11 protein-coding genes and 1 tRNA gene are annotated in these 12736 nt (G+C 68.6%); 6 read left to right on the top strand and 6 right to left on the bottom strand.

The features are described from left to right. Positions 1-12 precede the first annotated feature (12 nt). Genes BLT25_RS28280 through BLT25_RS28270 form a run of 3 tightly spaced genes read left to right on the top strand, consistent with a single transcriptional unit; the run spans position 13 to position 4674 of the window. Positions 13-1248 carry an ABC transporter substrate-binding protein gene (locus tag BLT25_RS28280; protein ID WP_176884375.1) on the top strand — a complete coding sequence of 412 codons (1236 nt, stop codon included), beginning with the start codon at positions 13-15 and terminating at the stop codon, positions 1246-1248. 25 nt (positions 1249-1273) lie between these two features. Further along, entirely contained in the window at positions 1274-3955 is a 2682-nt protein-coding gene (locus BLT25_RS28275; RefSeq protein WP_176884373.1) for a branched-chain amino acid ABC transporter permease/ATP-binding protein, read from the top strand. Next, positions 3952-4674, top strand: coding sequence for an ABC transporter ATP-binding protein (locus BLT25_RS28270; protein WP_091052988.1), 723 nt, complete (start codon positions 3952-3954; stop codon positions 4672-4674). Before BLT25_RS28275 ends, BLT25_RS28270 begins: the two co-directional genes overlap by 4 nt. Positions 4675-5173: 499 nt before the next feature. Here BLT25_RS28270 and BLT25_RS28265 read toward each other — a convergent pair. Both BLT25_RS28265 and BLT25_RS28260 read right to left on the bottom strand, forming a co-directional pair. Beyond that, positions 5174-5259, bottom strand: a tRNA-Leu gene (locus tag BLT25_RS28265). 72 nt (positions 5260-5331) lie between these two features. After that, positions 5332-6099 (bottom strand): glycerophosphodiester phosphodiesterase, encoded by a 768-nt coding sequence (locus BLT25_RS28260; protein ID WP_091052986.1) that lies wholly within the window; start codon positions 6097-6099, stop codon positions 5332-5334. A gap of 103 nt (positions 6100-6202) precedes the next feature. Here BLT25_RS28260 and BLT25_RS28255 point away from each other — a divergent pair, with 103 nt between their 5' ends. Further along, a complete protein-coding gene (locus BLT25_RS28255) occupies positions 6203-7495 on the top strand; it encodes a M20/M25/M40 family metallo-hydrolase (protein ID WP_091052985.1) in 1293 nt (430 codons plus the stop codon). A 176-nt stretch (positions 7496-7671) separates the two neighbouring features. Here BLT25_RS28255 and BLT25_RS28250 read toward each other — a convergent pair whose 3' ends face one another. The 4 genes from BLT25_RS28250 to BLT25_RS28235 all read right to left on the bottom strand — a co-directional run bounded on the left by BLT25_RS28250 (position 7672) and on the right by BLT25_RS28235 (position 10514). Further along, complete coding sequence (locus tag BLT25_RS28250) at positions 7672-8574, bottom strand: protein kinase family protein (protein WP_091052983.1); 903 nt, start codon at positions 8572-8574, stop codon at positions 7672-7674. Positions 8575-8643: 69 nt separating this feature from the next. Next, complete coding sequence (locus tag BLT25_RS28245; protein WP_176884371.1) at positions 8644-9213, bottom strand: histidine phosphatase family protein; 570 nt, start codon at positions 9211-9213, stop codon at positions 8644-8646. A 46-nt stretch (positions 9214-9259) separates the two neighbouring features. Continuing rightward, entirely contained in the window at positions 9260-9439 is a 180-nt protein-coding gene (locus BLT25_RS28240; RefSeq protein ID WP_040756208.1) for a DUF5703 family protein, read from the bottom strand. Positions 9440-9563: 124 nt separating this feature from the next. Continuing rightward, on the bottom strand, positions 9564-10514 hold the full coding sequence (locus tag BLT25_RS28235; RefSeq protein ID WP_091052981.1) for an aldo/keto reductase: 951 nt from the start codon (positions 10512-10514) through the stop codon (positions 9564-9566). 121 nt (positions 10515-10635) lie between these two features. Here BLT25_RS28235 and BLT25_RS28230 point away from each other — a divergent pair, with 121 nt between their 5' ends. Together BLT25_RS28230 and ilvA are read left to right on the top strand one after the other, a co-directional pair. Continuing rightward, entirely contained in the window at positions 10636-11460 is an 825-nt protein-coding gene (locus BLT25_RS28230; protein ID WP_091052979.1) for an undecaprenyl-diphosphate phosphatase, read from the top strand. Between the two features lie 19 nt (positions 11461-11479). Further along, entirely contained in the window at positions 11480-12736 is a 1257-nt protein-coding gene (gene ilvA / locus BLT25_RS28225) for a threonine ammonia-lyase IlvA (RefSeq protein WP_091052977.1), read from the top strand.

Raw genomic sequence — 12736 nt, 5'->3', positions numbered from 1 at the left:
GAGAGAAACACGATGAAGATGGCACACACCAAGGTCCTGGCGTCGGTCGGGGCAATCGCCCTGATCATCTCGATGGCCGCCTGTGGATCGGACGATGAGGCGACGGGCCGCAAGGACGATCCAATCGCGGGCCTCTCCGGCGACCCGATCACGGTCATGACGATCGGCAACTGGACCCAACCGCAATTGGGCACGTCGAATCCCGAGTTCCCGGCCGGCGCCCAGGCGGCGGCTGCGGCGGTCAACGCGGGGGGTGGCATCGGCGGGCGGCCTATCGAGGTGATCGTCTGCAGCGACGAGCTGAACGCTGATACGGCGCGCCAGTGCGCGCGTGAGGCCGTCGCGAAGAAGGTAGTCGCCGTCGTCGGACTCCAGACCACCAACGAGACCGCGATCCTGCCCGTCCTGGAATCGGCTGGCATCCCGGCCATCGGTGTCTACCCGTTCACCGACGTCGGGCTAACCAGCGAGGTCTCCTTCCCCGATGTGTCTGGGTTCGTCGGGCAGACCCTCGGCATGGGCTTCCAGCTCGCACAGTCCGGAGCGTCCAAGGTCAGTACTGTCGTCCCCGGTGGGCTCGGTGGCATTTCGAACGCCGTGGGCGACGCTGTGGAGATCGGTTCCGCCTCCGGCGGGGCAAGCTATGGAGGACTGGTCCAGATCCCGGCGAAGGCGTCCGACCTGAGCCCTGCCGTCGCCTCGGCGACCGAAGATGGCGCCAGCGTCGCCGGATTCGCCACCGACGAAGCGGCGTTCATCAACGCCATGCGGACGCTCGCTCCCGACTCGATGATCTCGACCTTTCCCTTCAACCTGACCGACACGGTGATCGACAGTGCTGGTGATGCGGCCGAGGGCGTGCTTGCTGTCGACGGTTTGGTGCCTCCGACGGCTGACACGGACGGAACGAAGCAGTACCGGCGCGAGCTCGAGGCGTATGACCCTGCTTTGCCCGTCTCGACGACTGGGCTGCACGAGTGGATGGCCATGTGGACGTTCAGTCGTGTCGTGGAAGGTATTGACGTCATCGACGCAGCATCGGTGATGGCAGCGATGGGTCGGGTGCGGGACCTCGACATGGGTGGCATCACACCTCCGTACTCGACGATCCCGACCGACGGGCCGTACCCGCGGATGTTCAACGCCACGGTCTCCTTCCAGGAGGTCAGGGGCGGCGAGATCGTGCTCCAGGATGTCGCCGAGCCGTTCGCCTCCATCGCCGACATCGTCGACGCCAGCGCCAGCTGACGACCTCACGGGAAGTGGACCAGACATGAACGAGTTCCTTCGCTACGCGCTTCTCGGGCTTGGAACAGGAGCGGTGTACGGGCTCAGTGCCCAGGGCCTGGTCCTGATCTTCCTAGGCAACCGGGTGCTCAACTTCGCCCAGGGCGCCGTCGCCCTACTGTCGGCATACACATTCTTCGAGTGCACGACTCGTGGGCTTCCTCTCCTACTCGGAGCTGCGATCGCGCTGGTCGTTGCAGCGTCCACGGGCGCGATCATTGAGCTGGCCGTGATGCGTCCTCTCCGTCACACGTCGTCGGTCACCAAGCTGGTAGCCACGATCGGTCTGCTGACTGTTATCCAGTCCGCTGCGGCGCTGCACTACGGCGATACGACCAAGTTCGTGAAGGGGTTGCTGCCCAACCAGCCGTGGCTCCTCACCGATACTCTCGTGATCGGCCAGGACCGAGCCTGGGTCCTGGTCATCGCTCTGGTGATCACCGTCGTGCTCGTGCTGGGCGTGGGCAGGACGCGCCTGGGTATTGCGACAGTCGCAACGGCCGAGAACCCGACCGCGGTGGAGGTCCTGGGCTGGTCGGCGCGAACGATCTCACTGGCGAACTGGGTGCTCGGCTCGATCCTTGCGGGCCTGGCCGGAATCCTGGTGGCGCCGATGAACGGGCTCAGCGTGTCGAGCATGAGCCAGGTTGTCTACTGCGCTCTGGCCGCGGCCCTCATCGGAGGATTCCGTTCATTCGGGTGGGCAATGGTCGGCGGTCTGCTGCTGGGCGTCGCTCAAGCAGAGGCCGTCCGTATTCATGGCGACGTCGGCTGGTCCACAGCCATCCCGTTCATCGTCATCGTGGCTGCCGTCCTGGTTCGTGGCGACGTGGTCCGGGGCCGAGCGGGCATACGTCGCCGCCTATCGTCCGTCGGCTCGGGTGACCTGCGGCTCGGCTCGGTCATGGTCGCTGTGGTAGTTGCCGCAGGGGTGGTTCTGCTCTCAGGGCACAACGCGGTCGACGCCCTCGCGACGTCACTGGTCGTTGCGCTCATCGGGCTCTCCGTCGTGGTCGCCACCGGGTACGCAGGTGAACTCTCCCTCGCTCAGTACGCTCTGGCAGGTCTGGGTGCGCTGTCCGCCGTCACCCTGGCCGGCCGGTTCGATGCGCCGTTCCTGGTCGCTCTGGTGGGTGGATCCCTGGCGGGTCTCGGCGGAGGAGTGGCCGTCGGCCTGCTCTCCTTGCGGGTGCGGGGGGACGTGGTCGCGATCATCACGGTCGGCGTTGCCCTGGCGGTCCAGGCCCTCGTGCTCGAAAATCCGCGACTCACCGGCGGCATCAGTGGCCTAGCCGTCCCGTCGCCGACGCTCTTCGGGTTGAGCGTCGACGCGATCGAGCACCCGCGACGCTTCGCCACCGTCTGCCTGGCCGCATGCTTTCTGGCGGCGATGGCAGTGATGAACCTACGTCGCGGTAACGCCGGCCGAAGGTTGCTGGCGATCCGTTCCGGCGAGCGGGCGGCGTCCGTCCTCGGTATCTCTGTCCCTGGCGCCAAGCTCTACGCGCTGGCTCTGGCCGGCGGGCTAGCCGGTGTCGCGGGCGCCTTGTTCGCCTTCCGTCAGTCCGTGCTCACCTTCGAAGGCTTCACCGTGGACGCGTCGATGACCTTGCTCGGCGCGGTGGTGCTGGCTGGCGCCGGCTACGTGGCTGCCGGAGTCATGGGCGGGTTCGCGGTCTCAGGAGGCTTGGTCTACTACGTGCTGACCCTCACCGGAGGCCAGCAGTACCTGCCAGTCGCTCTGGGCGTGGTGCTGCTCCTCAATCTCGTCCTGGCGCCGGATGGCATCGTTCCGGCGAACGGGCGGATGATCCGAGCGCTCGCCCGCAAGCTCCCGACCCTGCCCAGGCGTGATCGCAGAGCTCCCGACTCGATCCTGACCCCACCCGCCGTGGCCCGGCCGAGCCGCCCTCCGGCGGGCCTAGAGCTTCGCGACCTCACGGTGCAATTCGGCGGCGTCACCGCGATCGACGGCGTTTCGTTGACCGTCGAGCCGGGCCGCGTCGAGGGCTTGATCGGTCCCAACGGCGCCGGCAAGACGACGCTGATAGACGCAGTCACCGGAGTCACACGCGGCTATGCCGGCCAGGTGCTGGTCGGGGGAGTTGCTGTCGACCGATGGTCGGCGGCCCGTCGCGCCCGGGTCGGACTCGGACGCACTCTGCAGGGGCTGGAGCTGTTCGAGGAACTCACCGTCTTCGAGAACCTACTGATCGGATCGGACTCGCGCGGCCCGACTCCGTACGCCGCTGACCTCGTCCGTCCCAGGCCTCGTCAACTGTCCGGAGAGGCCTGGATTGCGGTGGATCGTTTCGGTCTAGTCGATGCGCTCGATCAGTTGCCGGGCGAGCTGCCCTACGGCCGCCGGCGCCTCGTGGCCATCGCCCGCGCTCTGGCCGCCTGCCCGTCCGTCCTTCTGCTCGACGAGCCGGCGGCGGGGTTGTCGGCTCGAGAGCGTGACGAGCTCGGAACGCTGATCCGGGAGTTGGTCGACTCCTGGGGGATGACCGTGCTTCTCGTGGAGCACGACGTCGACCTGGTGATGCGGGTCAGCGACCACGTCACGGTCCTGGAGTTCGGCGGTGTCATCGCCCGCGGTGAGCCGGCGGCTATTCGGGCCGACCGCGAGGTCAGGCGGGCCTTTTTGGGTGAGGAGGTATCGGCATGACCACTGCTATGACACCGTCCAGCGCGCCAGTGTTGGTAGCTGAACACGTGACGGCCGGTTACGGCGATGTCAGGGTGCTCCAAGAACTGGACCTTCGGGTCCACGCCGGCGAGATCGTCGCGCTGCTCGGCCGCAATGGCGCAGGCAAGAGCACGACGCTGTCGACTTTGGCCGGTCTGGTCACCCCCAGCAGCGGTCGGGTGCTGCTGAACGGGAAGGCCAGAAGGGACGCACCGTTCCGTCGGGTCCGGGACGGACTCGCCTATGTCGTCGAAGAGCGCGGGGTTCTCCTCGGTCTGACAACCGCCCAGAACCTGCGACTCGGGCCGGGATCCGTCGCTGATGCACTCGCCTACTTCCCGGAGATCGAACCCCACCTCGGCCGGCAGGCCGGACTCCTCTCGGGCGGCCAGCAGCAGATGCTCGCGGTCGCCCGTGCGCTGGCAAGTCGACCCCGCGTCCTCATGATCGATGAGCTCTCTCTGGGACTGGCGCCGATGTTCGTCGAACGACTCCTACAAGCGCTCCGGCAGGCCCGAGAGGCTGGAGTGGGTGTGCTGCTTGTGGAGCAGCACGCCCGGACGGCGCTCCGAGTTGCTGACAGAGCGTACGTGCTCAACCAGGGGCGAGTGGCACTCGACGGACCAGCTGCCGACCTGCTCGAGCGACTACCTGAGATCGAGCACGCGTACCTCGGGGGTGACCCGGCGCAGACCTGACCGCCATGACGAGTCGCGACCGGCCCGAGTCGATGTCGCCATCGCAGCCGTACGATCCGCCGCACCAGTTCCGCTTGATCCTGCCGCGGCGCACTTCTCGAAGACGAGGAACGCGCCGCGGCGGAGATCATGATGAGGCGAGACCGTTACTGATCGGCTTACGGGCTCAGCGTCGGACGAGGGCGAGCGCACCTCGTCGATGACGTGTTTCGCGGTCATTGTCATCATCACGATGCGCGGGCCAAACGGGCACGCCGGTAGCTCTCAAGCCTGAGGGGTCAGTTGGCAAGGAGGTCTGGCAGGCTCGAAAGGGCCCGGTCTCGGTAGCGTGTGGAGGTGCTGCATTCTGGGCGGAGTGCACGACCATAGGCCTGTTGCCCCGCGCCCGGGGTGCCTGGCGGAGACAGTTCAACAGTGGTCTCGCCTGGATGTGCTCCCCTAGGAGTCGAGAGACCTCGGAAATGCGAGAAACCCCAGGTCTCCCTGGGGTTTCTCTCTGTGCGCGAGGGGGGACTTGAACCCCCACCCACTAATACGTGGACTAGCACCTCAAGCTAGCGCGTCTGCCTATTCCGCCACCCGCGCGCAACAAGAAGAACATTATCAGGAGGCCGTCCCGGTGCCGAATCGGGATGGCCCTATGGGCACACGCCCAGGTCAGGCCGGGAGTAGAGCACGGGCGGGGTGGTTGCTGGTGACCATCCAGACCCGCTTGTCGTACACGAAACGGCGCAGCCGGCCGGGGTTGTCGACGGTCCAGACCAGGACCTTGATGTTGCGGCGATGCGCCCAGCGCAGCAGCCAGACATCGGCGAGGCGCTGCTCGACGACGACCAGGTTGGAGCGGCAGCGGCGGATGCGGCCCTCGGGGAAGAACTCCGAGAGCTTGAGCCGGAAGAGCTTGACCGGGTGGTGACGGAAGTCGACGCCGCCGAGGGAGAGGCCGACCAGCGTCGAGGGGGAGCGGAGGTCGGCCCAGTCGCGCAGGACGCGTACGGACTCGTCGACCATCGTGGTCACGATGAAGCTCTCGTTCATCACCTCGAGGGCGATCTCGGCGGCGTCGACCTCTTGCGGGAGCCCGAGGTGGTTCGACGGCGAGGCGAACTTGAGGTCGATGTGGGCGTGCTTGCCGTGGGCGGCGAGCAGCTCGAGGGCCTCCCGGTAGCGCACCAGGCGGAACGGCGCGAGCCGCGCCAGGGCGGCGTAGGACCGCTCCGCGATCCGGACCCGGCGGCCGATGCGGTCGCGGATGTGGCCGTCGTGGTGGAGGACGAACTCGCCGTCGCGGGTGCGGTGCACGTCGAACTCGACGTAGTCGACCTCCATCCGTACGGCCTCCAGCAGCGACTCCCAGGAGTTGTCACGGTGCCCCGACTGGCGCGCCGCGGCGCGGTGGGCGGAGAGGAGGGCACGCTTCTGCATGCGTCCATGGAAACCGATTTAACAGACCGTTCCGAATCCTCAGGTTGCGCATAGGTGGACGTCAGGGGGCGGTTTGTCGCACCCGGTCGATACGGTGGCAACTATGACCAGTGCCGAGAACGAGGTCGTCGACCTCTGCCGTGACCTGATCCGCATCGACACCAGCAACTACGGCAACGACCCGGGGCCGGGGGAGCGGAAGGCGGCCGAGTACGTCGCGGAGCAGCTCGACGAGGTCGGGATCTCCTCCGAGATCTACGAGTCGGAGCACGGCCGGGCATCGGTCGTCGCGCAGTGGGGCGGATCGTCCGGTGACGGGTTGCTCCTGCACGGTCACCTCGACGTCGTCCCCGCTGCCGCGGAGGACTGGCGGATCGACCCGTTCTCCGGCGAGATCCAAGACGGGTACGTCTGGGGCCGAGGCGCGGTCGACATGAAGGACTTCGACGCGATGCTGCTCGCGGTCGTCCGTGAGCGCCAGCGCACGGGAAGGATCCCGGAGCGTCCGATCACGCTCGCCTTCACCGCCGACGAGGAGGCCGGCGGGATGAAGGGCGCCCACGTGCTCGTCGAGGACCACCCCGACCTGCTCGCCCACTGCACCGAGGCGGTCGGTGAGGTCGGTGGCTTCTCGACCACGGTTCGCGGCAAGCGGCTCTATCTCATCGAGGCGGCCGAGAAGGGCATGGCCTGGATGAAGCTGACGGCCCGTGGCACCGCCGGGCACGGCTCGATGATCAACCGCGACAACCCGATCACCCGGCTCTCCGGCGCGATCGCGCGCATCGGCGCCCACGAGTGGCCGGTGCAGCTGACCCCGACGATGCAGACGCTGCTCGCCGCGGTCGGCGAGATCGCGGGGGAGGAGCCCACCCCGGAGAACGCCGAGCGGCTCGTCGAGGAGTTCGGCCCGGCCGCCCGGATGATCGGCGCCACCCTGCGCAACGTGACCAACCCGACCATGACCAGCGCCGGCTACAAGGTCAACGTCATCCCCACCGAGGCCACCGCCCACGTCGACGGCCGCTTCCTGCCAGGCTTCGAGGACGACTTCTTCGAGACGCTGCGCAAGCTGTGCGGCGAAGGGATCGACATCGAGTTCGACCAGAACCAGATGCCCTGGGAGACCCCCTACGACGGCGCGCTCGTCGCCGCGATGGAGCGCTCGCTGATCGCCGAGGACCCCGACGCCCTGGTCGCCCCCTACCTGATGTCCGCCGGCACCGACGCCAAGCACTTCAAGCGGCTCGGGATGAGGACGTACGGCTTCGCGCCGCTGCGCCTGCCCGAGGAGCTCGACTTCACCGCGCTCTTCCACGGTGTGGACGAGCGCGTCCCGGTCGACGCGCTCCAGTTCGGTGCGCGCGTCATGGACCGCTTCCTCGATCAGGTCTGAGAAACCGTTCGCGCCGAGTCGGCTCGTTGTGACGGGAGCCAGCGTCGAGTCGGCTCGTTGTGACGAGCCGACTCGACGGGGATCGCAGTCAGGATGAGCCGACTCGGCGGGGTTAGTCGTCAGGACGAGCCGAGTCGGCGAGGGTTGCGGTCAGGATGAGCCGACTCGGCGTCGGCTCAGGGGACGAGGGCGGTGAGGGTGTTCTGGCTCAGGGTGGCGACCTCGGCGTGGCCGGTGCGGTGTGCCCAGGCCGCGACGGAGATGGCGTCGCGTACCTGGAGGCGGTGCCAGGCCTCGGGCTCGCGGGGGTCGGAGCCGTAGCCCTCGAGGAAGGCCTTCTCGAAGGTGTCGTCACGGACGAAGTCCTGCGCGGAGAGCCGGGAGAGGTCGTAGAGGGCCGGCCGGAAGCCGAAGCGGCCGGAGTCGATGACGCGCAGGGTGCCGGCGTCGAGGACCCAGCTGGTCGGCTGCCAGTCGCCGTGGGTGGGGACGAGGACCGTCGTCGGCGTCGGCCATGAGGTGATCTCGTTGCGAAGACGCTCGGTGAGGTCGGTCTCGAGGCCCGTCCCGTCCAGTACGGCGAGGGCGCGCTCGTCGAGCTCCGGCTCATAGTCCTCGTCCTCGACGCGGGCCTGGCCGTGGAACGTCGCCAGCAGCTCACCCGCCTGACGGTAGATCTCCGGGTCGTGGATGGCGGTCGACGTGCTCGCCGGTTCGCCGTCGAGGTGGGTCATCACGATGATCCGGGCGTCCAGGTCGGCCTCGACGAGGCTGGGTGCGCGGCCGGCGTCGGTCCAGGGGGCCAGCCAGCTGCGGTGGGCCGCGAGCTCGCGGTCGATGTGGCGTACGCCTTCTGCCGTGGTCTTCACCAGGAACCGGTCCTCACCGGCGGAGAGCACGAGTGCGGTGGTGCCGGCGCGGTGCAGTGCGCTGCGGTCGGTGACCAGCTCGGCTCCGGGGAGCCACTGGTCGAGGAGGTCGCGCTGGGCGGGGTTCAGGGTATCGAGTGCCGAGATCACCGGGCGGATCCTGCCAGCGCCGAGCAGGCCCCAGCTGCCGTGTCGCGGCGACATGTCCATGTTGTTGGCGCCTTGTGGGCGCCGCTTATCCAGATCGGCCCAGATCGGCCCAGATCGGCCCAGATCGGCTCAGATCGGCAGGATGACCTCGGCGTTGAACGTCTCGACGACGGGCTCGCCGGCGAGATTGGGGCCGATGCTGGTGAGGGTCGCGTTGCCGATCGGGCCGATCCGCATCCAGGTCGCCGGCGGGGCGTTGAGCACCTCGCGTACGAACCAGGAGACCACGAACGCGTGGGTGACCAGCACGACCTCCTCGTCGTGGTGCTCGGACCAGAGCCTGTGCCAGGCCGCGGTGAGGTCGGCGCCGTCGAGGTCTCCCTCGTCCTCGGGAACGTCCTCGAACCACTCCCAGCGGTGGGTCGGGTAGTCGCCACGACGCTCCGGCGACGGCACCGGGGTGCGGTCGAGGAGGAGGTCGGAGGGCACCGCCCCCGCACCCAGGTTCTCGGTGAGGATGCAGGCCGTCTCGGTCGTACGCCGGCTCGGGCCGTGCAGGACCTGGCGGACCGGACGGAACGCGAGACGGTTGGCGAGCGCCTGGACCTGCCGGCGGCCGAGATCGGAGAGGCCGGGGTCGGCCCCTCCCTGCAGCTGAGCCCCGCCGGCGGCTTCGCCGTGGCGTACGAGATGGATCACCCGCAGGACCCTAATATCTGGACGCGCGAGGGGCGCGGAGACGCGCTCAGACCGTGAGCCGCTGCCGGATGATCTTGCGCCGAAGCGTCACCCGGCGGGTGCCGTCGGCGGTGATCCGGACGCGGTCGAGCTCCCAGCCGCCGTGCTCGGCGCGCTCGACGAGGAGCTTGGTGACGATGTTGCGGGAGAACTCACGCGAGAAGGTCACCTTGTCGTACTCCCACATCACCCCAGGGCGAGGCGGACGGCGTTCGGCTCGAGCCAAGGCAGCACTCCTTCTGATGGACTACTCAGGAGAACCAGTGTGCCGGAAGAGATGTTCCCTCGTGGTGGTGTTTCGGCAGTGAGACTCAGACGGCGGAGACGTCGTCGAGCGCGAGCGCGATCTCGGGCGGGAGCGTGAGGTCGGCGACCTGCAGCGCCTCCTTGAGCTGAGCCGCGGTGCGTGCCCCGAGGATCGGAGCGGTGACACCCGGCCGGTCGCGCACCCATGCCAGCGAGACCTGCAGCGGCGTCCACTCCAGGCCTTCGGCGGCCTTGGCGACGGCGGTGACGATCCCGCGGGAGCGCTCGTCGTCGAAGGCGTCGACCCGGGCCGAGAAGTTCGGGTCGGCGCCGCGGGAGTGCGTCGGGATCCCGGTGCGGTACTTCCCGGTCAGCACGCCACCGGCCAGCGGCGACCAGGCCAGCAGGCCCATTCCCAGCGCGTCGGTGGCGGGCAGCACCTCGTACTCGACGTCGCGGGCCAGCAGCGAGTACTCCACCTGCGTCGAGGCCAGCGTCGCCCGACCCGGGACGGCCCGCTGCCAGGTCGCGGCCTGGGCGGTCTGCCACCCGCTGTAGTTGGAGACACCGACGTAGGCGGCCCGGCCGCTGCTCAGCGCCATGTCGAGCGCCGTGAGGGTCTCCTCGAGCGGCACCTCGGTGGACCAGACGTGCACCTGCCACAGGTCGACGTGGTCGACGCCGAGCCGCTTCAGCGAGGCGTCGAGGCCGGTCAGCAGGCCACCGCGGGAGGTGTCCACGCCCCGGTTGCCGCCGCGCCAGGTGATCCCGCCCTTGGTCGCCAGGACGACATCGTCACGAGCCACGACACGCTCCTGGAGGAGCGAGCCGAGCAGGGCCTCGGAGGCCCCGTCGCCGTAGCCGGCGGCGGTGTCGACCAGCGTGCCGCCGGCTTCGGTGAAACCGGCCAGCTGCTCACGGGCCTCGTGCTCGTCGGTCACGCTGCCCCAGGTCATGGTGCCCAGGGCGAGAGACGAGACTCGCAGCCCAGTGGCTCCGAGGAGTCGGCTCTGCATGAGAACAATCTATCCGTGCCCGCGGCAGGGCCCCGGCCGGACACGCTGGCAGTGACGGCGGACACACCGACGGGGAGGCAGCGGTCGGGTGCGGCGTACGTGCCCCTTAGAGTTTGCGCCCGTGGATTATCTGCAGGCGATCGCACTGGGCATTCTTCAGGCACTCACCGAGTTCCTGCCCATCTCATCCAGCGCGCACCTGCGCATCTTCCCCGAGCTGCTCGGCTGGGGAGACCCCGGCGCGGCGTTCACCGCCGTGATCCAGATCGGCACCGAGCTGGCCGTGGTGTTCTACATGTGGCGCAACATCCGCGACATCATCGTGACCTGGTTCAAGAGTCTCTTCAACGCCGAGCTGCGTAGCCACACCGATGCCCGGATGGGCTGGTTCATCATCGTCGGCTCGATCCCGATCGTGGTGATCGGATTCGTGATGAAGGACATCATCGAGCACGACCTGCGCAGCCTGTACGTCGTCGGCACCATGCTCGTCGTCATGGGCATCGTCCTCGGCGTCGCCGACCGGATCGGCGCGAACCGCAAGCAGTTCGACGACCTGTCCTGGCGCGACGCGATCCTGATGGGCCTCGCCCAGGCGTGTGCTCTGATCCCCGGCGTCTCGCGCTCGGGGGCCACGATCTCGATGGGCCGTGCGCTCGGCTACGAGCGGGCCACCGTGACCCGCTACGCCTTCCTGCTGGCGCTGCCGGCGGTCTTCGGCGCCGGTCTGTTCGAGATGGGCGAGATCGCCCACGGCGCCAACCTCTACGGCTGGGGCCCGACGATCGTCGCCACCATCGTCTCGTTCGTCCTCGGATACGCGGTGATCGCGTGGCTGCTGAAGTACCTCTCGCACAACACCTACACCCCGTTCGTGATCTACCGGGTCGTCCTCGGACTCGTGGTTCTGGCGCTCCTCGGCGTGGGTGTGCTCACCGAGTGGTGATCGTGACAAACTCACGGATGTGTCTGAGTCTGGCAAGAAGCCTGCCGTAACACCCGCTGCCATCGAGGAGGCCGCCGCGCGCACGATCGCCACGCGCACGGCGGTCGAGCGCTCGGTCAGACTCTCGGAGAGGTACGCCGCCGAGGTCCTGCTCAAACGGGAGGACCTGCAGCTGGGGCGCTCCTACAAGGTCCGGGGCGCCTACAACCTGATGAGCTCGCTGACGCCCGAGGAACTCGAGCGCGGCGTCGTGTGCGCAAGCGCCGGCAACCACGCCCAGGGTGTCGCGATCTCGTGCGCCCGCCTCGGGGTGCCCGGCCACATCGTGGTGCCGACCAACACGCCCAAGCAGAAGCGTGACCGGATCACCGCCCAAGGCGGCTCCCACGTGACGCTGACCCTCCATGGCTCGACCTACGACGAGGCCTCGGCCTACGCCTACGAGCTCGGGCGCGGGCTCGGGGCGACCTACGTCTCCGCCTTCGACGACCCACGCACGATCGCCGGGCAGGGCACGGTCGGCTACGAGCTGACCTCCCAGATCGGCGAGCCGCTGGACGTGCTGCTGCTGCCGGTCGGCGGCGGCGGGCTCGCCTCGGGGGTGGCGACCTGGGTGCGCGAGGTCTGGCCGCAGACCCGGATCATCGGGGTCGAGCCCGAGGGCGCCGCCTCGATGGCGGCTGCGATCGAGGCCGGTGGACCCGTCCGGCTGGACACGCTCGACACGTTCGTGGACGGCGCCGCGGTCGCGACCGCGGGGAAGGTGACGTACCCGATCGTCAAGGAGTACGTCGACGAGCTCGTCTCCGTGCCGGTCGGCGCGATCTGCGTGGAGATGCTCGAGCTCTACCAGACCGAGGGGATCATCGCCGAGCCCGCCGGCGCACTCGCGGTGGCGGCCCTGGGGCAGATCGACCTGCGTGGCGCGACGCGTGTCGGGGCCGTCCTCTCCGGCGGCAACAACGACGTCTCCCGCTACGCCGACGTGCTCGAGCGCGCCCTGATCCACCAGGGTCTGCGCCACTACTTCCTGGTCTCGTTCCCGCAGGCGCCCGGCGCGCTGCGCGGCTTCCTCGACGACGTCCTGGCCGACGGCGAGGACATCGTCGTCTTCGAGTACGTCAAGAAGTCCAACCGCGAGCACGGGCCGGCGCTGATCGGCATCGACCTCGACTCCGCGGACGGCCTGGCCGGGCTGCTGGAGCGGATGGGCGCCAGCGACCTGCTCATCGAGCGGATCGAACCCGACTCGCCGCTGTTCACCTTCCTGCACTGA

The organism is Nocardioides sp. YR527, assembly GCF_900101045.1.
GTDB lineage: Bacteria > Actinomycetota > Actinomycetes > Propionibacteriales > Nocardioidaceae > Nocardioides.
The sequence above is the reverse complement of the archived record's forward strand: the minus strand, read 5'-3'. Positions and strand labels throughout refer to the sequence as shown.